General features: G+C 47.3%; 22 protein-coding genes and 1 pseudogene. 14 read left to right on the plus strand and 9 right to left on the minus strand.

The genetic code is table 11. The features are described 5' to 3' along the window. Positions 1 to 95: 95 nt before the first annotated feature. Together J7K79_RS03525 and J7K79_RS03530 are read left to right on the plus strand one after the other, a co-directional pair. The gene (locus tag J7K79_RS03525; RefSeq protein WP_296905234.1) at positions 96 to 1,259 is read left to right on the plus strand and encodes an HD domain-containing phosphohydrolase; all 1,164 of its coding nucleotides are present in this window, start codon (positions 96 to 98) and stop codon (positions 1,257 to 1,259) included. Further along, on the plus strand, positions 1,213 to 2,412 hold the full coding sequence (locus tag J7K79_RS03530; protein ID WP_296905236.1) for an NADP-dependent isocitrate dehydrogenase: 1,200 nt from the start codon (positions 1,213 to 1,215) through the stop codon (positions 2,410 to 2,412). Before J7K79_RS03525 ends, J7K79_RS03530 begins: the two co-directional genes overlap by 47 nt. A 21-nt stretch (positions 2,413 to 2,433) precedes the next feature. On the opposite strand, the gene J7K79_RS03535 is transcribed toward J7K79_RS03530, so the two are convergent. Genes J7K79_RS03535 through J7K79_RS03555 form a run of 5 tightly spaced genes read right to left on the minus strand, consistent with a single transcriptional unit; the run spans position 2,434 to position 7,842 of the window. Beyond that, positions 2,434 to 3,441 carry an ABC transporter permease gene (locus tag J7K79_RS03535; protein ID WP_296905238.1) on the minus strand — a complete coding sequence of 336 codons (1,008 nt, stop codon included), beginning with the start codon at positions 3,439 to 3,441 and terminating at the stop codon, positions 2,434 to 2,436. Positions 3,442 to 3,483: 42 nt separating this feature from the next. Continuing rightward, positions 3,484 to 4,989 carry an ABC transporter substrate-binding protein gene (locus tag J7K79_RS03540; RefSeq protein WP_296905241.1) on the minus strand — a complete coding sequence of 502 codons (1,506 nt, stop codon included), beginning with the start codon at positions 4,987 to 4,989 and terminating at the stop codon, positions 3,484 to 3,486. Between the two features lie 15 nt (positions 4,990 to 5,004). Continuing rightward, positions 5,005 to 5,982: an ABC transporter ATP-binding protein gene (locus J7K79_RS03545; RefSeq protein WP_296905242.1), complete on the minus strand. Its 978-nt coding sequence runs from the start codon at positions 5,980 to 5,982 to the stop codon at positions 5,005 to 5,007. Beyond that, positions 5,969 to 6,940: an ABC transporter ATP-binding protein gene (locus tag J7K79_RS03550; RefSeq protein ID WP_296905245.1), complete on the minus strand. Its 972-nt coding sequence runs from the start codon at positions 6,938 to 6,940 to the stop codon at positions 5,969 to 5,971. Before J7K79_RS03550 ends, J7K79_RS03545 begins: the two co-directional genes overlap by 14 nt. Then, entirely contained in the window at positions 6,937 to 7,842 is a 906-nt protein-coding gene (locus J7K79_RS03555; RefSeq protein ID WP_366932583.1) for an ABC transporter permease, read from the minus strand. The genes J7K79_RS03550 and J7K79_RS03555 overlap by 4 nt, the downstream gene beginning before the upstream one ends. 250 nt (positions 7,843 to 8,092) lie before the next feature. On the opposite strand from J7K79_RS03555, the gene J7K79_RS03560 reads away from it, so the two are divergent. From J7K79_RS03560 to J7K79_RS03575, 4 genes are all read left to right on the plus strand, one after another. After that, on the plus strand, positions 8,093 to 8,476 hold the full coding sequence (locus tag J7K79_RS03560; RefSeq protein WP_296905249.1) for a PspC domain-containing protein: 384 nt from the start codon (positions 8,093 to 8,095) through the stop codon (positions 8,474 to 8,476). After that, positions 8,473 to 9,270, plus strand: coding sequence for a hypothetical protein (locus J7K79_RS03565; RefSeq protein ID WP_296905250.1), 798 nt, complete (start codon positions 8,473 to 8,475; stop codon positions 9,268 to 9,270). The genes J7K79_RS03560 and J7K79_RS03565 overlap by 4 nt, the downstream gene beginning before the upstream one ends. Positions 9,271 to 9,471: 201 nt before the next feature. Further along, positions 9,472 to 9,615, plus strand: coding sequence for a hypothetical protein (locus tag J7K79_RS03570; RefSeq protein ID WP_296905252.1), 144 nt, complete (start codon positions 9,472 to 9,474; stop codon positions 9,613 to 9,615). Between the two features lie 12 nt (positions 9,616 to 9,627). Beyond that, the gene (locus J7K79_RS03575) at positions 9,628 to 10,350 is read left to right on the plus strand and encodes a hypothetical protein (protein ID WP_296905254.1); all 723 of its coding nucleotides are present in this window, start codon (positions 9,628 to 9,630) and stop codon (positions 10,348 to 10,350) included. Here J7K79_RS03575 and J7K79_RS03580 read toward each other — a convergent pair. Genes J7K79_RS03580 through mgtE form a run of 3 tightly spaced genes read right to left on the minus strand, consistent with a single transcriptional unit; the run spans position 10,264 to position 13,494 of the window. Next, entirely contained in the window at positions 10,264 to 11,214 is a 951-nt protein-coding gene (locus tag J7K79_RS03580; RefSeq protein WP_296905256.1) for an alpha/beta hydrolase, read from the minus strand. The two genes, J7K79_RS03575 and J7K79_RS03580, sit on opposite strands and share 87 nt — an antisense overlap. Positions 11,215 to 11,220: 6 nt before the next feature. Next, positions 11,221 to 12,141 (minus strand): alpha/beta hydrolase, encoded by a 921-nt coding sequence (locus J7K79_RS03585; protein ID WP_296905259.1) that lies wholly within the window; start codon positions 12,139 to 12,141, stop codon positions 11,221 to 11,223. 12 nt (positions 12,142 to 12,153) lie between these two features. Beyond that, the gene (gene mgtE, locus J7K79_RS03590; RefSeq protein WP_296905261.1) at positions 12,154 to 13,494 is read right to left on the minus strand and encodes a magnesium transporter; all 1,341 of its coding nucleotides are present in this window, start codon (positions 13,492 to 13,494) and stop codon (positions 12,154 to 12,156) included. A 198-nt stretch (positions 13,495 to 13,692) separates the two neighbouring features. On the opposite strand from mgtE, the gene J7K79_RS03595 reads away from it, so the two are divergent. The 8 genes and pseudogenes from J7K79_RS03595 (at position 13,693) to malP (ending at position 21,669) form a co-directional block, all read left to right on the plus strand. Then, the gene (locus tag J7K79_RS03595; RefSeq protein ID WP_296905263.1) at positions 13,693 to 14,373 is read left to right on the plus strand and encodes a metal-dependent hydrolase; all 681 of its coding nucleotides are present in this window, start codon (positions 13,693 to 13,695) and stop codon (positions 14,371 to 14,373) included. Positions 14,374 to 14,385: 12 nt separating this feature from the next. Next, complete coding sequence (locus J7K79_RS03600; protein WP_296905265.1) at positions 14,386 to 15,840, plus strand: GGDEF domain-containing protein; 1,455 nt, start codon at positions 14,386 to 14,388, stop codon at positions 15,838 to 15,840. Further along, complete coding sequence (locus tag J7K79_RS03605) at positions 15,837 to 16,166, plus strand: 2-oxoacid:acceptor oxidoreductase family protein (RefSeq protein ID WP_296905267.1); 330 nt, start codon at positions 15,837 to 15,839, stop codon at positions 16,164 to 16,166. The genes J7K79_RS03600 and J7K79_RS03605 overlap by 4 nt, the downstream gene beginning before the upstream one ends. A gap of 339 nt (positions 16,167 to 16,505) precedes the next feature. After that, complete coding sequence (locus J7K79_RS03610) at positions 16,506 to 16,835, plus strand: hypothetical protein (protein WP_366932581.1); 330 nt, start codon at positions 16,506 to 16,508, stop codon at positions 16,833 to 16,835. 259 nt (positions 16,836 to 17,094) lie between these two features. Then, positions 17,095 to 17,243: pseudogene (locus J7K79_RS09455) on the plus strand (2-oxoacid ferredoxin oxidoreductase); the annotation flags it as partial. A 132-nt stretch (positions 17,244 to 17,375) separates the two neighbouring features. Further along, positions 17,376 to 18,500 carry a radical SAM family heme chaperone HemW gene (hemW, locus tag J7K79_RS03615; RefSeq protein ID WP_296905271.1) on the plus strand — a complete coding sequence of 375 codons (1,125 nt, stop codon included), beginning with the start codon at positions 17,376 to 17,378 and terminating at the stop codon, positions 18,498 to 18,500. Continuing rightward, positions 18,497 to 19,063 carry a hypothetical protein gene (locus tag J7K79_RS03620; protein WP_296905272.1) on the plus strand — a complete coding sequence of 189 codons (567 nt, stop codon included), beginning with the start codon at positions 18,497 to 18,499 and terminating at the stop codon, positions 19,061 to 19,063. The genes hemW and J7K79_RS03620 overlap by 4 nt, the downstream gene beginning before the upstream one ends. Before the next feature lie 134 nt (positions 19,064 to 19,197). Next, entirely contained in the window at positions 19,198 to 21,669 is a 2,472-nt protein-coding gene (gene malP / locus J7K79_RS03625) for a maltodextrin phosphorylase (RefSeq protein WP_296905274.1), read from the plus strand. Here malP and J7K79_RS03630 read toward each other — a convergent pair. Further along, a complete protein-coding gene (locus J7K79_RS03630) occupies positions 21,620 to 21,784 on the minus strand; it encodes a hypothetical protein (RefSeq protein ID WP_366932582.1) in 165 nt (54 codons plus the stop codon). The two genes, malP and J7K79_RS03630, sit on opposite strands and share 50 nt — an antisense overlap. Between the last annotated feature and the right edge of the window lie 22 nt (positions 21,785 to 21,806).

Below are 21,806 nucleotides of genomic sequence, written 5' to 3' on the forward strand. Positions count from 1 at the left end.
CTCGAAGAGCTCTCTGCCTCTGCCCAGAATCTCGCTGAACTTGCACAGGATCTCCAGAGGAGGATCGAGTTCTTCAGAATATGAGAGGTGGTGTGATGCGGTTGCTTTTTTATACAGAAGATAGCAGTGTGGCATGGCTGGAAGATATGCTATCAAAGATCGGCGTAGAAATCGTGCAGTGCAACGAAAGAAACATAAACAAGAGATTGAACGAAGTGGAGGGAATCTTTCTTGAGCTGAACGGACTAACGGACAGGCTGACAAAGGAGATAAAAGAGATGAGATCGAATACAAACAGATTCATTCTTGTGGCAATTCCATACAACGAAGAGTGGTTGGAGATACTGGCAGATCTCGGTGTTGACGATGTGATATTCAAACCCATCAATCCCTGTGAACTCATCGGTGTGATAGAGCACATGATCCTCGTAAGAAGATTTCATGAAGCAAAAATGTGTAGAATGATGAAGCAGATCAGCATTGTGAGACTTCAACAAAGAGAAATAGCAAGGTACATGAAAGAGGAAGAAAATCTTGTTTGTGAATTGGAGACACTCAGAAAAGAAAAAGAAGTACTCGCTCAGGAGCTACTCGCTGTGGTGTCGAAGGTTATAGAACTCAAAGATTACGAAATCCACACACACACTCAGAGGGTTGGAAGAATAAGTGCTCTGATAGCGGAAAAAATGGGATCGTCCCAAGTGTTTGTGGAATTGCTGGAGAAGGCGGCTCCGCTCCACGATATGGGGAAAGTGTTCGTACCGGAAGCAATTCTGCTGAAAAGAGGAAAACTCACAGATGAGGAATTCGAGATCATGAAACTGCACACGATATTTGGATACGAATTACTTAAAGGTTCGAGATCCCCTGTTCTATCACTTGCTGCTGAAGTATCCCTCTACCACCATGAAAGATGGAACGGGAAAGGATACCCACACGGGCTGAAGGGTGATGAAATACCTCTTTCTGCCCAGATAGTCGCAGTGGCGGACAGTCTCGATGCTATGGTCTCCCACAGACCTTACAAAGCTAAAAAAAGCTTCGATGAAGCTGCCGAAGAGATAAGAAATCTTTCAGGAATATCCTATTCTCCTGATGTTGTCGAGGCTTTCACAGGGGTGATAGACGAGATAAGAGAACTTTATGACTGGGAACTAAAAAGGGATGGTATCATTAGTAATAGCAACCATCACAGAAAGGGAGGTACGAGGCGTGGAGAAAATAAAGGTCATGAATCCCATCGTCGAACTCGATGGTGATGAGATGGCGCGTGTGATGTGGAAGATGATCAAGGAAGAGATCATCCTTCCCTATCTTGACATTCCTCTGGTCTACTTTGATCTTGGGATAAAAAAGCGAGACGAGACGGACGATCAGATAACGATCGAGGCAGCAAAAGCGATAAAACGGTACCGTGTCGGTGTAAAGTGCGCAACAATCACGCCTGATGCAGAGAGGGTGAAGGAGTACAACCTGAAAAAAGCCTGGAAGAGTCCAAACGCCACAATCAGAGCCTATCTCGATGGCACTGTCTTCAGAAAGCCTATCATGGTGAAGAACGTGCCACCCCTCGTGAAGCGTTGGAAAAAGCCTATCATCATCGGAAGGCACGCCTACGGAGATATATACAATGCAGTGGAGGCAAGGGTAAAAGGTCCAGCAGAAGTTGAACTCGTGGTGAGGAGCAGAGAAAATAAAGCCCTGCTGGTCCACAGGTTTGAAGGAAACGGTGTTGTGATGGCAATGCACAACCTTGAAAGATCCATCAGGAGTTTTGCACAGTCGTGTATCAACTATGCGATCTCAGAGAAAGTAGACATCTGGTTTGCAACGAAAGACACGATCTCAAAGGTGTACCATGCGTATTTCAAGGATATCTTTCAGGAAGAGGTGGACAAAAGGAAGGAAGACCTTGAAAAGGCCGGAGTGAACTACAGGTACCTGCTCATCGACGATGCAGCTGCCCAGATTCTGAGAAGCGAGGGAGGAATGCTCTGGGCCTGTATGAATTATGAAGGGGACATCATGTCCGATATGATCGCCGCTGGTTTTGGGAGCCTCGGTCTTATGACATCGGTCCTCGTCTCGCCCGATGGTGTTTACGAGTTCGAAGCCGCTCATGGCACGGTGAGAAGACACTACTACAGATACCTGAAAGGTGAGAAAACTTCGACGAATCCAACCGCCTCTATTTTTGCCTGGACCGGGGCGATCAAAAAAAGAGGAGAATTCGACAACACACCTGAGGTATGTGAGTTTGCCGACAAGCTGGAGAAAGCAGTTATAAAAACCATAGAGTCGGGTGTAATCACGAAGGACCTTCAGCCCTTCACAGACCCACCGATCGACAGGTATGTGACGCTCGAGGAGTTCATAAAAGAGGTGAAAAGAAACCTAGAAGAGCTTCTGTGAGCGGGATTCCCCCGCTCTTTTTCAATACCTCACTCTCGGGTCTATCAGGGCGTTGATCACATCCACAAGGATGCTTATCATCACGACGATCAGTGCAAAGAAGACCACCGTTCCCTGAATGGCAGGGAAATCCCTGTACCTGATCTTCATCACAAGATAGCTTCCGAGTCCTGGCCATGAGAAAGTGGTCTCAGTGAGGACCGCCCCTCCCAGAAGGAGAGCAAACTGAAGTCCCATCATAGTGAATATGGGAACCAGAGCGTTCTTGAGAGCGTACCTGAACAGGACCACCTTTTCCTTCAATCCGCGGGCACGAGCAGCTTTCACAAAGTCTTGGCCGAGCGTCAGAATGGTGTTGTTTCTCACCATACGAACGAAGATGCTGGAGATCACGAGACCGAGCGTGAGTCCTGGAAGAAAGAGATGTTCGAAGACGTCTTTCAATGCATCCCAATTTCCCGTCAGAAGAGCATCTATTGAATAGATACCTGTTATCACTTTCAGATCTACGGTGGGGGAAATCCTTCCTCCCACGGGAAGCAATCTCAGAACAACTCCGAAGATGTACTGCATCATCAAACCGAACCAGAACACTGGAACGGCGTACATCACCATTGAGAACATCCTGGCACCTATATCGACACCACTGTCCCTCTTATACGCGGCAAAGCTTCCCCAGAAAATACCTACAAGAACGGCTATAACGAAGGAGAAGAGCGTGAGCTCCAGTGTTGCCGGAAATCTCTCTTTGATTTCATCCCAGATGGGTCTTCCGGTCAAGGTGGATTTTCCAAGGTCACCTTTGAGAAGCCCTCCGATATAATCAAAGAACTGAACAACGATGGGTTTGTCCAGGCCAAGTTCGTGCCTTTTTTGTTCTATCACTTCCTTTGGAGCCTTTCCCCCGAGAATGGCGATCACAGGATCACCCGGTACGATTCTGAGGATCAGGAATATGAGGGCAAGCAAAATGAGAACCATCGGAACGGCAAGAATCACCCTTGTTATCACATAGTTCTTGAGAGACATCGTGGCACCTCCAAAAGCCGCCCCGGAAGGGGCGGCAAGGGTTCACTCCTCCCAGTAGAGTATGTAGTATCTAAATATCTGCGTGGGTTCAAGCAGAATTCCCTTCACCTGCTTTTTCGCTGCACAGGTTGCAACACCCTGCCAGAGGGGTATGTAGGGGACGTCTCTGGCGAGGATTTCCTGCACCTTGTAGTAGATCTCAGCTCTCTTCTCCTGATCGGTGAGTTTTCTAGCTTCTATCATGAGGTTTTCCACTTCTGAGTTCGAATAGAAGCTTCCCAGAGACTTCGCACCACTTTCGCTCAGGAAGGGCCACACGTAATCGTCTGGATCGAGGTAGTCTGGATACCATCCAAGCAGGAACAATCCCATGGTGCCGTTCAGGAAGTATTCCACGTAGGTGGACCACTCGGCGTACTTTAGATTCACCTTTATGACCCCTGTTTCCTCGAGGGATTCCTTCAGCACCTGAGCAACGTCCGCTTCCGTCGTTCCGTAATGCGTGGGTGTGTACCAGAGGTCAATCGTGAGCGGATTGTTTTTGTCGTAACCAGCTTCTTTGAGGAGTGCTCTGGCTTTCTCCAGATCCCTTTCAGGCAAGACATTTTTGTGTCCCCATATACCCTCCGGGATCATCGAGTACAGTGGTTTTGCGAGTTCCGCGAACACATCTTCAACGATGACAGATCTGTCGACTGCATAAGCGAGTGCTTGCCTTACCTTCACGTTGTCGAACGGAGGCTGCGTCACGTTTATCACGAGATATCTGATTTGTGGGCTGTTCCCTTTGTAGACAACAATATCCTCTCTTCCTTCAAGATCGATGATATCCCTCGGATCGAGATGCCTGTAAGCGACATCGATCTCTCCTGTTTCGAGTGCCAGTCTGAGGGTGGAGGCGCTCTCGTAGAAGTTGATCACGATGGTCTTCGTCTTGGGTTTTTCACCGAAGTAGTTCGGATTGGCCTCAAGAACAATCCTTACGTCTCTGATCCACTCTTTAACCCTGTAAGGGCCGGAGGCTGAGGGCACTCCTTCGTAGAAAGAATCGGCAGGATAAACTTTCGGGTTCACCGGATAGGCCACGGTGTAACCGAGAACGGAGACGAACGCAGAGAATGGGTACTTCAGTGTCACGCGGAACGTGTAATCGTCAACCACCTCTGTTTTCTCAATTATGTCCGAAAGCAGAAACGCAGGATCCCCGTTGAGCTTCATAACTCTGTCAAAAGAGTACTTGAACACGTGTGCGTCGATCGGTGTTCCATCCTCGAACTGTGCGTCCTTCCTCAGATAGAATGTGTAGACGGTTCCCGTTTCATCGACATCCCATCTTTCTGCGAGCATCGGTTTCAGGTTGCTGGTTCCTATCTCATAGTCAACCAGCCCAACCATGACGTTTTGGAGTATGTTCGAGGAAAAGTAATCGTAACAGTTGGCAGGATCGAGAGTTCTGATCTTGTCCGTGGTACCCACCACGATGATGTCTTTCGCCGCAAACGAGAGTGTCACCGCCAAGACCAGAAACAACCAGACAAGCTTCCTCATACCCACTACCTCCCTTCAGATGTAGAGATGACACGCCACCCTGTGATTTCTCTCCAGTACCTTGAGTTGAGGTTCTTTCTTCAAACATACATCCATTCTGTAGGGACACCTGGGATGGAATCTGCATCCAGATGGCACGTCTATTGGATTTGGGGTCTCTCCTTCGGGTATGAACTTCCTCTTTTTTTCGAGAGTGGGTTCAGGGACAGCGGAGATGAGAGCCTGGGTGTACGGATGCTTTGGATTCACATAGATGTCCTCGAAGCTACCTATCTCCACTATCTTTCCAAGGTACATAACAGCTATCTCGTCGCACACGTACTTTGTTGTGGCAAGGTCATGCGTAATGAAAAGCATGGTGAGGTTGAATTCTTTTCGGAGGTCCTGGAGTAGTTTGAGAAGCTGCGATCTTACAGACACATCGAGCATGGCCACTGCTTCATCGGCGACCACGAAGCGGGGCTTCAGGATCAGGGCGCGCGCTATGACCACCCTCTGTCTCTGCCCTCCCGAGAGTTCCTTCGGATACCTCCTGTAGAACTCTTCCGCAGGTTCCAAATTCACTCTCCGAAGCATCTCGAGAACCATTTCTTTCCTCGATGATCTGTCACCGATCCCGTGTATCTCAAGGGCGTGTTCTATAGCTTTTCCCACCTTCATGTACGGATTCAAAGAGGCCATCGGATCCTGGAAGATGATCTGCATATCCTTCCTCAGCTTTCTCATCTCTTCTTTTGAAAGCTTCGTGATGTCCTTTCCATCGAACAGAATCGTGCCGGCCGTCGGTTCTTCCAGCCTCAGAATTACCCTACCGGTTGTGGTCTTTCCGGAACCGGACTCCCCTACCAATCCCAGACTTTTTCCTTTCTCGATCTGGAAACTCACACCATCGACTGCTTTCACAAACTTCTTTGGTTTTCTCAGTATCACGTCGATCGGTCCCCGCCTCACGGGAAAGTACTTCTTCAGTTTTTTCACCTCAACGAGCACCATTCTGATCTCCTCCGTAGAGCCAGCATTTCACCCGCGTTCCTTCGATTTCGAGCTCGGGTGGAACCTTTTCACGGCAGATCTCCATTGCTTTTTCACATCTTGGTGCAAACCTGCAACCCTTCGGTGGATCCGACAGATCGGGGGGAGAACCGGGTATGTACTTTAACTCCCTGTCACTCACGTTAGTGTTTGGTATGGATTTCAGAAGACCGACGGTGTAAGGGTGAAGGGGATTGGTGAAGATTCTCTCCTTCGAGGCGAGTTCCACCAGATGGCCCGCGTACATCACACCAACTCTATCTGCGGCCTCTGCAACCAGACCCATGTCGTGGGTTATCAATATCATAGACATGTTGTGCTCCTTGGAGAGTTTCTCAAGTAGTTCCATTATCTGCGCCTGAACTATCACGTCCAGAGACGTGGTAGGCTCGTCTGCGATCAACACGTCGGGATTCAAAACGATGGAGAGAGCGATCATCACCCTCTGTCTCATTCCACCGCTGAACTGGAAAGGATAATCCCCTAGCCTGTTTCTGTTTATACCGACGTCCTCCAGGGCCTTTGCCGCAAGCTCCCTGGCATCTTCCCTGCTGAGCTCAGGTCTATGTGTGAGGATCATTTCCACGAAGTGATCTTCTATCTTGAGGATCGGATTGAGTGACGTCATCGGATCCTGGAATATCATGGAAACCTTTGGACCTCTGATTTGCCTCATCTCCTCATCCGAGAGTGAAGAAACATCTGTTCCATCTACCTTTATACTTCCTTCCACGATGGTTCCCTTTGGAAGAAGTTTCATGATGGCAAAGCCGAGGGTCGATTTTCCACAGCCGGACTCACCAACAAGACCCAGCGTCTCCCCCTTTTCCAGATCAAAAGAGACGCCTTCAACAGCCCTCACAAAACCTTTTTCTGTCCGATACCTTACACTCACGTTCTTCAGCTCGAGTACTTTCATTTGCTTCTCTCCCCGACATTTGGGTTTATGATCTCGCTCATGCCCTCACTGAACATGGAAAAACCAAGAACGGAGGTGATGATGGCAAGTCCCGGGAACAGAACACCCCACCAGGCCCTGCTCAGAATAAACCGCTGTCCGTTGCTGAGATCGAATCCCCAATCCGGAGTTGGAGGTGCTATTCCGAGTCCTAGGAAACTCAATCCAGCTTCTGTCATGATCGCGTCCGCAAGATTCATGGAGAGAACCACCACAACCGAAGGAAGTATGTTAGGAAGTACGTATCTTACAAGAATTTCCCAGTCTTTTGCACCAAGTGCCCTCGCCGCCTCCACATAAAGTTCGTTCTTCACACTCGCAACCTGATTTCTAACCACTCTGAAATAGGTAGGCGCGTAGACAACAGCGATCGATATCGCTATGTTCATTATCCCCGGCCCCAGTACCGCTGCAACCGCTATGGCGAGAATCAACCCCGGAAAGGAGTAGATGGCATCCATCACCAGGGTCAAAACGCGATCGAAGACACCTCCAACATAACCGGAAAGGAGTCCTAGAGGAATGCCTATGGCGGATGCTATGAGAACGGCGAGGAAAGCCACCGTGAGAGCGATTCTCGAACCGTATATCACCCTGCTGAAAATATCTCGACCCAAGTTGTCTGTTCCGAATATGTGTTTCTCTGAAGGAGGTTGTAGAGATCTTCCTACTCGAACGGTAGGATCGTAAGGCGCAATGAGCGGTGCAAAGATCGCAAGAAAGATATAAAACAGAAGAATGATCATTCCGGTGAAAGCCAGTATGCCTGTTCTTCGTTTGAACAATTTGAAGACTGGTTTAAAGATTCTTTCGGAGACCACAGCCCTCGACCTCGCTTTTCTTTTTTCATAATAATACCACATACAGGAATAACATTCAATCAAATCGAACGGAGATCTTTTCAGAAGTTGGCCGATCTGAACTCCGAACGGTCTGTTCAGCGCAGAGATGAACTTCTCTTCTGGAACCCCAAATATCACGGTTTTGAAGGAACTTTCAACTCTCGTGAAACACTTCAGATTCCAACACTTTTTTAGGCGCTCATCCAATCCCAACCCGCGCCTCACTGTCTCATCTTCCCCTGTGTTAGAATTCCCCAAAGGGGGGATGTACATGAAACAGCTCAAAAGGTCAAAAAAGAACAGGATCATAGCGGGTGTTTGTGGTGGAATCGCCGAGTACTTCGGGATTGATCCGACGCTTGTGAGGCTCATCTGGGTGCTCATCACACTTGCCTGGGGTGCTGGCCTTCTACTCTACATCGTCGCGTGGCTTATCATGCCTGAGGAGGGAGAAGAGAGAGAGGAAGAATCTAAACAGTTTCAAAACACGGAAGGGTTGAAGATCCTTCTTGGTGGTTTACTCATTTTTCTGGGAATTGTCCTCCTTGTTTCAGCCTTTCTTCCGTTTCTCTTCAACGTATCCTGGAAGGTGGTACTGGCCGTTCTGCTCGTGATATTCGGCGTTCTTCTACTTTTGAGGAGGAATGAAAAATGAGGGTGATATTTGGTATCTTTCTTGTCTTCATCGGTGTGTTACTTCTCATGTCCATTTTTCTTGATGCTTTCACCTTTTCGTTTTTTGCAAGAATACTTCACAACCTTAGTTTGTTCTGGCCTCTGATTTTGATAACTCTTGGGGTGTACTTTCTCTACCTTGGTTTGAAGAAGAAATGGGTGTACTTTCTGAGTGTCGGGGTGTTCGTTGTCTTTCTGGTGCTGCTTCTTGCATGGCCTTATGAATCGGCTTCGACGCTCGAGAAGTCTCAGGTTTTCACAGGTGTGAAGAGAATCCTGTTCAAAAAAGGTGGCTTCACCGTGCATCTTTCCGAAGGTGAAGAGTTCAGGATATCCACGTCCGACGGGATAGAAGTATTAAAAATCGGTTCAGATCTGATCGTGAGGGGCTCTCTCTGGAGAAAATTGAGTCCGAAGATGGTGGAAATCGAGATACCAAAAGGCACGTTCGAGCTTTCTTTCGAAAACGGTGCTTTCACGATGAAGGGTGAGTTCAGAGAAAACAGGTTCACACGCATCGAAGCAAGGGACTGTGTTCTGAACGCAAAATTCAGTTTTCAGAAAGCAAATGTCCCTCTTTACTTCGAGGCGGAAGACAGTGTTCTGGAAGCCCTGTTCAAAGTGCCAGGTGGAACCTCCTATTTTGTTGAGAAGAAAGATGGTCTTCTTTCAAAAACCATCGAGGGGAATCTTTTCGAGACGGATGTCAACCCCAAGCTCTTCTTCAACTTCAAAGATGGAATCTTCCACATTCACCTTGAAGGAAGCTTGTAGCACGAAAGTGCTTGCCTTCGACACGTCGAGATAGAGGACCTCGGGATGAAGATATCCTCAAAGAAAAGGGCCGGGGTTTCGAATACCTGGACACCTCCAAAGGAGCAAGGCTCGAAAAACTCAGATGCTTGCCAGAGTTAGGGATTTGTCTTCGACGAGGCTGTAGGGCTTCAGTTCCACACAGAGGTGGGAGTCAGAACCATGAGATGCTGGATAGAGGCTTACAGGGACGGGCTCGAGGAGAAAAAGCTAGATCCCAGAAGTCTTCTTGAAATGGCAGAAAAAGAAAAACCTATTTCGGAAGGCATTCTGAAGTCTCCTGTAGAAAGGATGGGGGAAGGTTGAGGAGGTGTTTTCATGGCATCTCCTCGTATCTACATCTTGGATTTCGATGGAGTGTACGAGGAGCAGAGCACTTTGAAAAGTCTGGCCAGTTACGTTTTCTCTGGAAATATGACCGGCGTCAGGTACATGATCTTGCCGGAGAAGGTGATCGAGGTGGAGAAGATACTCCCTGAAAGACCGGGCATCACCTTTCTTGGCGATGGGGAGTTCCATCATCTCACCTATCTTTTGCTCAGACGAATAAGGAGGCCATTTGTTCTCATCGTTTTCGATCGACATCTCGATGCAAAAAGTAGTGAGGTGCTTAGCTGTGACAGCTGGCTTAAAAAGGCTTTGAAGCTGAAAAATTTGATCAGAGCAGTTGTGGTAGGAGCCCAAAAACAGGAAAAGATACACAGAATCTTCTTTTCAGATCCCGATCCAGAAAAGATATTGAAACTTTCGGGAAGGTACCGGATTTACCTGAGTGTCGACAAGGACGTGCTGAACGTGGGTGCAACGAAATGGGACTCGGGAAAGATTTGCCTGAACGAGCTTCTCAACGTGATTCGAAGCATACCAAAAAGAAAGATCCTGGGAGTTGACATCTGTGGAGAGCCTGAGCCTACCAATGTGTGGCGTGTGAAGATGAGTGAGAGGGTGAATCTTTCAATTCTCCATGCTTTGCTTTTTGACGAGCTTCATCACGTACCGGGCAATAAGTATCTGAAAGGGAAGCCAGCTCACATGACTTGAGGGAATTTTTATCCTCTTAGGCTTTCCCAGATGTTCCCAGAGAATGTCCCGTGTGCTTTTCGGGAGGGCTCTGTCGAACATAGCTTCCATCATGACTATCCTGGAGGTGTCCACGAACTTCGCGTAGGCAAGGGGATCGATCTTCAAAAGAGGATGAATATCGGAAGAAAGCATTTCCTGAACGGATGAAAATTCATCCAGTTTCTTCACATCCCTCTGGTAAATGCTATGGAATTCCTCTTCACTCGCCATTCTGTGTTTTGTTTCTTTTCCGCTCTTCAGTTCTCGTCTCACAAAAGACAGAGTGGGAGATTTCCAGAACAGAGTGGCAAAGTCTCCTCCTGCCATCATGATCACCGTCTTTTTAAAATCACTGCTCAGAGCGTTGAGCAGAACAGCGATCATTCCCCCAAGGCAGTATCCAAAGAGACAGTTTCTCCCGTGCCACATTTTTCTTGCCTTCAAAAATTCCATGAGACTCAGCAGGTCCACAACCGCATGCTCCCAGAATCTGGTCATCTTGTCTAGGTCGGAGGAAAAGTAGTCTTTCCCACTCACAGAGCTACTGGCGACGCGTGTGAAATTCCCTGGAAGGACCGGAAGTATCGCCTCTATTCCTCTTTTGGAAAGATAGTGTGCCATCCAGATGAGATACAGTACGTTTTGACTTCCAAGCCCCTGAAGTATCATCACCGAACCTTGTTTTCTTCTTTTCGGGGAAAAAATGTACACCTCTACGGGATCCGTGCCCTTCGTTGCTCTGGAATAGGTTGAATCGAACTTCAGGATGGAAACGCGTATTTTCTTTCCCCTGTGAACGTATCCCACGGAATACTCGGAGGGCATTTTCACATCGTCGAACACTCCTACTCACCTCTTCAGGAAGGAAACAGTTTCGTAGATAAACCTCACAGTTAGAGGATCCTTCAGGACGAATTCGAAACCGTGTCTTCCCTTTGGATGAAGTTTCAGCTTCGCCACAGCGCCGTTCTCTCTGAGCTTTTTGTACATTTTAACAGAAGAAATGTAGGGAACGACATCGTCCTTCATACCATGAACCAGCATGGTGGGAGGTGCTTCCGGAGTTACCCAGCGCACAGGTGAATAGAACTCATAGTCTTCTCGCTTTCTTAAGGGAGAACCCTTTAGCGTGGTTGCAACAGAAAACCTTGCAAAAAGAGAGGTTGTTTCCATGCTCCACAGGTCGAGTAGATCGCCCGGGGCGTACCATACAACCACATGACCATCGAAATCCCTCTTTCCTTCCTTCGAAGCTCTCATGGCGTGGTACAGAACCAGATGTCCACCAGCGGAAAGTCCCATAAGGTTAAGGGTTTTCATCTTCAACTTCTCTCTGTTGTTGTTCAGGAAGATGATGGCACTTTTTAAATCTTCCAGAATATCCTCAACGAAGTGAAGATAACCGTACCTGTAATCAAAGGTTGCCACAGCAAAGCCGCTGGCGTTCAAAAACCTGTACCACGAAACGTTGTTGGGCTGCCTTCTGTAACCGGAGATCCATCCACCTCCGTGTGCAAAGAGAACGAACGGATACTTTTCCCTCTTCATAGACGGATAGTAGATGTCCATTTTCAGGCCTTCTCTGTACTCGTAAGTGAAGATCCTGCCGGTGACGTTCCTTTTCAGTTTCACTGGCAATCTTCCAAGAACGGCGTTCCTCACCAGAGGCAGTGAGAGGAGGAAAAAGAAAAATAGCCCGAGGAGGGCGTTGGAAAAGAACACTACGAAAGAAACTACTAACAAACCGATTTTGATCAAAAATTTGACCATTCTCTTCCCTCTTCACGTTAAGAAACTGTGAACCACGTAGAAGTATATCATGATCCCGGTCACGTCGACGATCGTGGTGAGAAGAGGTCCTGCCATGAAGGCCGGGTCTATCCTGAAAACCCGGGCAATGAACGGCAGGAGAGCTCCCATCACGTTCGCATACAGTATCAGCACAAGAAGGGCTGTTGCAACAGCGAAGTTCAAAGTGGGATCGGTGGAGATTAGGAAAGCTCTCAGGTACAATACACCTGCGAGAATCAGACCCAGAGTGGAACCAATCATCGATTCCCTCAACAGAACTTTCCACCAGTCTTTCATAGCTATTTCATTCAGAGTAAAACTCCTTATCATGAGCGCCGACACCTGGGTACCCGTGTTTCCAGCAGAATCAATCATAGTGGGAATGAAGGCCGCTATCACCGGTATCGAAGCGAGAAACTCTTTGTAACTCGAGATAACGCTAGCGTTTACACTCTCAAGGAGAAGCAACACAACGAGCCATGGGGACCTTTTGAGGATCAACTTCCATGTAGGAGTGTGGAAATAAGACGTGTAGGTGGCGCTCATAGAGGCCATCTTCTGGATATCTTCTGTTGCCTCTTCTTCGATGACGTCCACGATGTCGTCGAAGGTGATCACGCCTATCAGCCTCTCTTCGCTGTCGACCACCGGTAGTATGATCAGGTCGTACTTCTTCATGATCTCTGCTGCGATTTCCTGGTCGTCGGTGGCATGGACAAACACGGGATCTTTCTTCATGATCTCAGATACCTTCTGACCTGGTTCGGCGACAATCAGGTCTCTGAGTTCAACGGTTCCCTTAAGCTTCCTTGTCCTGTCTATCACCATGAGGGAGTAGATGTTCTCTTTTTTCTTTCCCTCTTTTCTCACCTTGTCCAGTGCTTCCTGAACTGTTATGTCTTCGAAGAGCTCCACATATTCGGTGGTAGCAAGTCTTGCCGCGGAGTCCTCCGGATAGTTGAGAATGTAGAGTAACTCTTCACGCTCCTGAGGCGAGAGATAAGAGAGAAGCTTTTTCACCACGTTCGCTGGCATCTCTTCGAGTAACTCCACTCTGTCGTCTGGGTCCATGGACTCGAAAATCTCTTTCAAACGCTCCTCTCTGAAGAGCTTTATGAGTTCCATCTGATCATCAGGTTCAAGCTCACTGAAAACTTCGGCCGCCTTGTCTTTGGGAAGGAGCCTGAAGACTATCACCTTCAAGTCAGGTGGGAGTTTTTCGATCATCTCCTCCACATCGGCGGGATCCTGTTGTTCTAGGACTCTCTTCAACGTTTTGAAGTCACCCTTTTCGATCAGTTCCCGAAGATCGATCTCTACTCTGACCTTCATCTTCACACCTCCCTGCCTTTATTACTACGGGGGAAGACTGGTACCTTCCACTCGATGCTCACCTCCCAGAAAGGATTTGCGCAAAACAATTCTAACATCATAGAAGAAAAAACTCCAGTTAATAAAAGGAAAAACTTTCTTGTTTTCCCTCAATCGTTAATTTCAAAAAAGAGTATAATTTGAGAAGGGGGTGGTAGAATGAAGATTACATTTCTCGGGCACGCAACTGTACTGATAGAAGGAGAAAAGAACATCATCATCGATCCCTTCATAACGGGAAATCCAGTGTGTCCTGTAAAGCTGAAAGACCTTCCGAAGATAGACTACATTCTAGTGACCCACGGGCATGGTGACCATCTCGGAGACGCTTTGGAGATAGCGAAGGAAAGCGACGCCACGGTGATCTCCAACTACGAGATCTGCCAGTATCTCGGCAAGAAAGGTGCGAAGACTCATGCCATGCACATTGGAGGGAGTTATCTATTCGACTTTGGGAAGGTGAAAATGACACCCGCTCTTCACGGATCTGGAATACTGGATGGAGAAAGTATGATCTACGGAGGAAATCCCGGTGGCTTTCTCGTCACGACGGAAGGAAAGAAGGTGTACCACGCAGGGGACACCGGTCTGACGAAAGATATGGAACTCCTGAGGGAGGAAAACGTGGACGTTGCGTTCCTTCCCATCGGTGGAAACTTTGTCATGGACGTAGAGGATGCCGTCAGGGCAGTTTCGATGATAAAACCCAGGAAGGTAGTACCCATACACTACGGGACCTGGGAAATCATATTCGCCGACGTGAAGCTTTTCAAGAAAAAAGCGGAAGAAGAAGGTGTCAAGTGCGTGATACTGGAGCCCGGTGAGTCGTTGGAGCTGTGAGGAGATGAAACGGTGCACGTGTTGTTCTTCTTTTCTATGGCGGCGCTCGGGTTTGCCGCTTTTCTTTTCTTTTTCATAACAAAGCGAACGAAAAACTATTCACAGCTCGAAAAGAGATTCAACACTATCGTGGAAAGCCTGTCCAGACTCGATCCGAACATGTTAGAAGAAGATTTTTTTCAAACGATCCTGGACATTGCCATGTCCGTGGTACCCGAAGCGAAAAAGGGAAGCGTGTCACGCATCACGAGTGAAGGGGACTGGATCTTCGTTGCGTTGAAGGGACACACGATGGATCTCCACGGAAGAAGATTTCCCGCAAGATACTTGTTTCGTGCAGGAAGGGAACCCGTCGAAATAAATTTTCTGGAATACGTCAGAAGCCTTTTTCCAGAGGACATGGAGAGGTTTTTCCTGAAGATCCTCCAGGGTACGAAAAAGAGTCTCGTTGTTGGCCTATTTGCGGGGGATGAGTTCCTTGGAAGCATCGCACTCGATTCTCCACATAGTCAGTTTTCGGAGCTCTCGAAAAAGACTCTCAAGCTTCTTGGAAGCCTAGCGAACACCTACTTTCTTTTGAAAAAATCTCTGGAAAGTGAACATCATTTTCAAAAGATTATAAGCACGATTCTCACACTCTTGCTTCTTTTCAGAAAGCAGGTGTCTATTGAAGATTTCTTGAAAGAATCACTCCAAAAAATGATAGAGGCAAGCGAGATCTTCTCAGGAGGGGCTGTTTTCAAAGGAAATATCGCTGTCTTTTCTATTGGTCTGAAGAAAACACCCGCGTTCGATTTCAAAGAGACGGCGGAAAAGATAGAGGAGATCCAAAGAGAAGGCACCCACTATGTAGCCATTCAACTAAGAGGAGAAGACTCCCCACTCTACCGTTTGGTATTTGCCTCAAAGACAAAGATCCCACCTTCCATCTTCGGTGTCCTCAATACTTTTGGCGAGGTAGTATACCTGTACCTCAGAGAATATCAGTTACACAAGAAGTACCGGGAAATGGCGATGAGGGATCCCTTAACCGGTGCTTACACAAGACACTACTTCAACGAGTGGATCTTCTCCCACATGGCATGGCTGAGAAGGTATCAGAGAAAGTCTGTTCTAGTGATACTGGATGTGGATGGTCTCAAGACGATAAACGACACCTACGGCCACCTCATGGGAGACAAGGCTCTCAAGAGATTTGTAAAGGCCTTGAGGGAAACGGTTCGAGAATCAGACCTTGTTTTCAGATACGGTGGGGATGAGTTTCTCCTGGTTCTCACAGAGAGCGATAAAGAAAGTGTCCACGATGTTCTGAAAAGATTGAAAGAGAATCTGAAAAAACTGGATCTTCCCTTCGAGCTGAACTTTTCTTTCGGATACGAAGAGATAGACGGTTTTGTACCCATAGAAAAAGTTCTTGGAAAAGCCGATGATCTTCTTTATAAGAACAAATTCAAAAAGAAAGAATGAAAGACGCGAGCGTTGGTTTGGGTGGAGAAGCAGGGCAAGGTATTCAAACAGTTGAGCATGTTCTCGCGCGCATTCTAAAGAACTATGGATTCCACGTGTTTGCCACTAAGGAGTGCATGCCCCACGTGAGAGGCGGAAACAGCACCACTGAGATCAGGGTCTCCTCGAGGAGAGAGCGTGCGTTCATTGACAGAATAGACATTCTCGTTCCTCTTGGAAAAGGTACAACGAAAAGATTGAAAAATCACATTACAGGAAAGACACCTGTGGTTGGGGAAAAGCTGTGGAGGGATACAAAAGAGGTCTTAAGCTGTCAGGTAAGATAGATTTCGTCGCTGAAAAAAATCACCCTCCATAAGGGAGGAAATTCTTTTGAATGAGGCTGATGCGGTGGGACTGGGTGCAATCGCCGGTGGTTGCAATTTTGTTTCTTCTTACCTCATGTCTCCCTCAACATCTGTTTTGGTGTTTCTTGCTCAACACAAAAACAAGCAGAAGACGAGATCGCCGCGATGAACATAGTAATTAGGTGCCTGGTATGCGGGAACGTGTGGTCTCGCTCTCACCTCCGGTGGAAACTTTGCCCTCATGGAAGAGGGCTTGAGCTTTGCTGGAATGATCAAGGCACCGTGACGGGCCTTCTCACAAGAGCAGAGCAGGGAGATTTGAATCTTGTACTCTACGCTGGGAACGGAGAGTTTCTCAAGGTCATCTACACACCGGAAAATATAGAAGAGGTCTTCTATTTGACCCAGAGAGCCTTCAACGTGGCACCCGTTTTCGTCCTGACAGATCAGTACCTGGTTGATCTGTTCTACAACCTTCCCGAGTTCGATCTGAGTAAGCTGACCATCAAAAAACATTTCATAAAGGCAGCAAAAGGTTACATCAGGTACGCCATAACCGAGGATGATATCTCTCCACGGGGAGTACGGGATACGGCGAAGGACTGGCGCGAGTGGACAGCGATGAGCACGATGAATTTGGCCACATGATCGAAGATTTCGACATAAGTGTGAGAGTGGTGGGGAAAGACTCAGATTGCACTTTTCACAGGTCTGGCCACTCGACGATTCTGTGGTAGAGTACCTCGAAAAGGCAGAAAAGACCGTGATAGAGGAAAATGCGACCGAACAGTTTGGAATCTGATTTGCCAGGTGACCGGTTTCCACATAAAAGACAGAATACTGAAGTACAGTGGACTTCAGTTTTCTGTAGAGGAACTGAGAAAGAGCATCTCGGAGGTGATGTGAAATGAGACTCGGCGAATACATCAGCAAAGACATCGTGTGGTGCCCGAGTGTGGAAACTCTGGAATAAGAACGGCCCTGATGAAGGGTCTAGAGGAGTTGAACGTTGATCCGAGAGAAGTGGTCATAGTATCTGGAACCGGCCAGGCGGCATAGATGCCACAGTACTCTATGTGAGCTCAGAAAAAGAAACCAGGAATCCACAAGAAAAGCTGACAGAACATCCCTTTACAGGTACAGGGTGAACTTCGACAAACTCAAAGAGGTGATCGAAAGCAAAAAATTATGAAACTGGCAGTCTACGTTCACATCCCTTTTTGCAAGAATAAGTGCATCTACTGTGACTTCTACTCCGTTGTTTCCGAAGACTTTGAAGAATACTTTTCCTGTCTGTTCAAGGAAATAGAACTTTACGAACGTGTACTTCAAGAAAGCGAGATAGAAACAGTCTACTTCGGAGGAGGAACTCCTTCCATTGTTTCTCCCTTTTTTCCTGAAAAAGTGATCGATTTCTTGGAAAAAAAGTCCCACAGATTTTCGCCCTCCGAAATAACGGTCGAGGTCAACCCGGAGTCCATTGATCGAGAGAAACTGAGATCCTACAAAGCAATGGGAGTGAACAGAATAAGCCTGGGTGTTCAGGCCTGTGATGATGTCGTTTTGAAGAAAATAGGAAGGCTTTACAATGAAAAGACTCTCAGGGAAAAAGCACGTTTGATATTGAAAGAGTTCGAGAACGTCAACTTCGACTTCATACTCGGCCTTCCGTGTGAGACGAACGAGACGCTGAAGAAAAATCTGAGATTCATCGAAGAGTTCACCCCACAGCATGTGTCTCTCTACTTCCTTGAAGTGGACGAAAACACGCTCCTTCACAATCTTCTCAAAAAAGGTCTTGTAACCCTCCCAGAGGCCGAAGAAGTAGAAAGAAGGCACGATATGTTCGTTGAATTTTTGAAATTCAAAAGTTTTGTGAGGTACGAGATCTCGAACTTCGCCAAACCGGGAAATGAGTCGAAGCACAACCTCTTTTACTGGAGAAACCGGGACTACCTGGGACTGGGCCCTTCCGCGGGTGGCCACCTTGGAAGATTTCGCTACACCAACGTTTCCGATCTTTTCGCATACACAAGAATGGTGAAAGAAGGAACTTTTCCGTACGATTACAAACACGAAAACACGGAGAAGGAAGAGGCACTGGAAACACTTTTCATGGGGCTGAGACTAAAAGAAGGAGTGGAATTGAGGCGCGTGGAAAAACTGATGTCTCTGGTGAAGAAGTTACGAAAAAGGTATTCTTGTTATGTGAAGATGAAAGATGGTAGAATTTTTTTGAGCGAAGCAGGTATGGATCTGTCGAAAAAGATCTTTGAAGATCTGATCGAGTGGTACAGGGAGGCTGGAAAATGACGCACATAATCCACAAGGGACTCGACTTTTTTGTCAGGCCAAAGAAGATCTCGCTCAACCTTAACATGAAGATCGGAAGCGCCAGAGTTCACCCGGAAGATCTGAGAGTACTGATGAAGAAAGTACCCGTTTTCATGATGAGTTACTACGACAACAAGGCCTTCATGGAAAGGGAACTCGAGATCTCTTCAGCGGATTTTCCAAATGGAACAATTTTCTTCTCATATTACGAACCCGTTCCAGCTGAATTGAACTGGGACGTGGACAAAAAGCTTATCTCACAGCTTGCCAGGTACTTTCACCTCTATGACCTCATCTCTTCCATAAACTCTCTCATAGACGAATCGAAAGGCCTTTCAATTGGAATATACGAGGAGTGGCTTGAGGCCACCATGGTGAAAGTGCCGGGCGAAAACACGGAAGAGCTCAGGAACATGCTCTCAAAGTTCTCACTTGTGTACACCACGAAGATCCTCTGGAAGATGTTCCACGGGAATCTCGAGGAACTGAAAAAGAGAACACACGAGATAGCCTACAAGTTCTACGAAGTGGCAGGTTTCTGAATTCCCTCCATTTTGTCCCACCTAGTTTAAAATTTCTATTAAGAATGTTGACGGGAATATTTTTTAATTGACACCATCTTATAATCAACGTAGAATACTTCTGAAAGAAACCTCTTCGAGAGGAGGAGAAAATTGTGCTGAAAAATCTCCCGGAGAATCTGAAAAATCTGGAAGAACTCGCTTACAACCTCTGGTGGAGCTGGTCCAGACCTGCTCAGAGACTCTGGAGAAAGATCGATCCCGGCAAATGGGAAGAACACAGAAATCCCGTTAAAATACTGAAGGAAGTGCCAGAAGAACGTCTGGAAGAACTTTCCAAAGATGATGATTTCGTATCACTCTACGAACTCACGTTGGAGAGATTCAAAGATTACATGGAAAAGGAAGACACCTGGTTCAATGTGAACTATCCTGAATGGAACGAGAAGATCGTTTACATGTGTATGGAGTACGGTTTGACAAAAGCCCTTCCGATCTATTCTGGTGGACTCGGGATCCTCGCGGGAGACCATCTCAAATCCGCAAGCGATCTGGGACTCCCGCTGATCGCTATAGGCCTTCTCTACAAACATGGGTACTTCTCCCAGCAGATCGACAAGAATGGGAAGCAGGTAGAGATCTTCCCCGATTACAATCCCGAAGATCTGCCTATGAAACCCCTAAAAGATGAGAGGGGGAATCAGGTAATTATAGAGGTTCCTCTTGGCGACGCTACGGTGAAGGCTCGTGCTTTTGAAGTAAGGGTGGGAAGAGTGAGTCTGTACCTGCTTGACACGGACTTCGAGGAGAACGAAGAGCAACACAGAAAGATATGTGACTATCTCTACAATCCAGAACCTGATGTGAGGCTTTCACAGGAGATACTCCTTGGAATCGGTGGCATGAAACTTCTCAAAGCATTGAACGTAAGACCGGGAGTTATCCATTTGAACGAAGGCCATCCGGCGTTCTCCTCGCTCGAGAGGATAAAAAGTTATATGGAAGAGGGATTTTCTTTCACGGAGGCCCTCGAGATCGTAAGACAGACGACCGTGTTTACAACGCACACACCCGTTCCAGCCGGTCACGACAGATTCCCCTTCGATTTCTTGGAGAGAAAGCTCTCGAAATTCTTTGAAGGATTCGGGGAGAGCAACACCCTCATGAATCTTGGAAAAGATGAAACAGGCAGTTTCAACATGACCTACCTGGCACTGAGAACGTCTTCTTTCACAAACGGTGTCAGCAAACTGCATGCAGATGTTTCCAGAAGGATGTTCAAAAACGTATGGCAGGGTGTTCCTGTAGAGGAGATACCGATCGAGGGAATAACGAACGGCGTTCACATGAGAACCTGGGTTCACCATGAGATGAGGAAGCTGTACGACAGGTATCTCGGAAAGGTCTGGAGAGAGCACACCGATCTTGAAGGCATATGGTACGGTATCGATAGGATTCCTGACGAGGAGGTTTGGGAAGCTCATTTGAAAGCAAAGAAGAGGTTCATCGACTATATAAGAGAATCGATCGAAAGAAGAAACAAAAGACTGGGCATCGATGAGAGTGCTCCAGACATCGACGAGAACTCGCTCATCATAGGTTTTGCAAGAAGATTTGCCACCTACAAACGGGCAGTTCTTCTCCTCAGCGATCTGGAAAGGCTCAAAAAGATCCTTAACAACCCGGAAAGACCCGTATACATAGTCTACGCAGGAAAGGCTCATCCAGAGGATGATGCAGGGAAAGAATTTTTGAGGCGCGTCTACGAGGTTTCACAGATGCCAGAGTTCAAAAACAAAATTATCGTGCTGGAAAACTATGACATAGGAATGGCGCGCTTCATGGTGGCAGGAGTTGATGTGTGGCTAAACAACCCAAGAAGGCCCATGGAGGCGAGTGGAACAAGCGGTATGAAAGCAGCGGCCAACGGTGTCCTGAACGCGAGTGTCTACGATGGATGGTGGGTCGAGGGGTACAACGGCAGAAACGGTTGGGTGATAGGAGACGAGAGCGTACTCCCAGAAACAGAAGCGGACGATCCCAAAGACGCAGAAGCACTTTATGATCTTCTCGAAAATGAAATCATTCCAACCTACTATGGAAACAGGGAAAAATGGATTTTCATGATGAAAGAGAGCATAAAGAGTGTTGCACCCAGGTTCAGCACTACCAGAATGCTTAAAGAATACACGGAGAAGTTTTACATAAGGGGTCTTGTGAACGGAGAATGGCTCGGCAAGAAAGAGAACGCGAAGAAACTGGGTGCGTGGAAGGAAAAAATTCTCCACAACTGGAGCAGAGTATCGATAGAGCGTATTGTTCTCGAGGATACAAAGAGTGTGGAAATAACTGTGAGGCTCGGTGAACTCACCCCAGAAGAAGTGATCGTGGAGCTTCTCATTGGAAGAGGAGAAAGCATGGAAGACCTCGAAGTATGGAAAGCCATCCAGATCAGAAAATACAGGAAAGAAGAAGACACCTACGTATACACTTACGTGAACGGTGTACTCGGTCATCTCGGATCTCCAGGATGGTTCTACGCCGTCAGGGTTGTACCGTACCATCCGAGGATCCCTATCAAGTTCCTGCCTGAGATACCCGTTGTCTGGAGAAAAGTACTTGGATGAGGGGCGCCTGCTCCTCTTTATTTTTACAGCGGAAATTAGTTACATAGGATGCCTTTTCAGAACAGAGAAGAACCACTACGTTCGCTATTTCCTCTGCTTTTGTCATTCTCCTCATAGGAATTTGTGATTCCACTCCG

Source organism: Thermotoga sp. (assembly GCF_021162145.1).
GTDB lineage: Bacteria > Thermotogota > Thermotogae > Thermotogales > Thermotogaceae > Thermotoga.

What these genes read in the sequence shown, in the direction of transcription:
- J7K79_RS03525 (WP_296905234.1), top strand. Translation starts at nt 96, where the DNA reads ATGCGGTTGCTTTTTTATACAGAAGATAGCAGTGTGGCATGGCTGGAA.
- J7K79_RS03535 (WP_296905238.1), bottom strand. Translation starts at nt 3,441, where the DNA reads ATGTCTCTCAAGAACTATGTGATAACAAGGGTGATTCTTGCCGTTCCG.
- J7K79_RS03540 (WP_296905241.1), bottom strand. Translation starts at nt 4,989, where the DNA reads ATGAGGAAGCTTGTCTGGTTGTTTCTGGTCTTGGCGGTGACACTCTCG.
- J7K79_RS03545 (WP_296905242.1), bottom strand. Translation starts at nt 5,982, where the DNA reads ATGGTGCTCGTTGAGGTGAAAAAACTGAAGAAGTACTTTCCCGTGAGG.
- J7K79_RS03550 (WP_296905245.1), bottom strand. Translation starts at nt 6,940, where the DNA reads ATGAAAGTACTCGAGCTGAAGAACGTGAGTGTAAGGTATCGGACAGAA.
- J7K79_RS03555 (WP_366932583.1), bottom strand. Translation starts at nt 7,842, where the DNA reads ATGTGGTATTATTATGAAAAAAGAAAAGCGAGGTCGAGGGCTGTGGTC.
- J7K79_RS03560 (WP_296905249.1), top strand. Translation starts at nt 8,093, where the DNA reads ATGAAACAGCTCAAAAGGTCAAAAAAGAACAGGATCATAGCGGGTGTT.
- J7K79_RS03565 (WP_296905250.1), top strand. Translation starts at nt 8,473, where the DNA reads ATGAGGGTGATATTTGGTATCTTTCTTGTCTTCATCGGTGTGTTACTT.
- J7K79_RS03570 (WP_296905252.1), top strand. Translation starts at nt 9,472, where the DNA reads ATGAGATGCTGGATAGAGGCTTACAGGGACGGGCTCGAGGAGAAAAAG.
- J7K79_RS03575 (WP_296905254.1), top strand. Translation starts at nt 9,628, where the DNA reads ATGGCATCTCCTCGTATCTACATCTTGGATTTCGATGGAGTGTACGAG.
- J7K79_RS03585 (WP_296905259.1), bottom strand. Translation starts at nt 12,141, where the DNA reads ATGGTCAAATTTTTGATCAAAATCGGTTTGTTAGTAGTTTCTTTCGTA.
- mgtE (WP_296905261.1), bottom strand. Translation starts at nt 13,494, where the DNA reads ATGAAGGTCAGAGTAGAGATCGATCTTCGGGAACTGATCGAAAAGGGT.
- J7K79_RS03595 (WP_296905263.1), top strand. Translation starts at nt 13,693, where the DNA reads ATGAAGATTACATTTCTCGGGCACGCAACTGTACTGATAGAAGGAGAA.
- J7K79_RS03605 (WP_296905267.1), top strand. Translation starts at nt 15,837, where the DNA reads ATGAAAGACGCGAGCGTTGGTTTGGGTGGAGAAGCAGGGCAAGGTATT.
- hemW (WP_296905271.1), top strand. Translation starts at nt 17,376, where the DNA reads ATGAAACTGGCAGTCTACGTTCACATCCCTTTTTGCAAGAATAAGTGC.
- J7K79_RS03620 (WP_296905272.1), top strand. Translation starts at nt 18,497, where the DNA reads ATGACGCACATAATCCACAAGGGACTCGACTTTTTTGTCAGGCCAAAG.
- J7K79_RS03630 (WP_366932582.1), bottom strand. Translation starts at nt 21,784, where the DNA reads ATGAGGAGAATGACAAAAGCAGAGGAAATAGCGAACGTAGTGGTTCTT.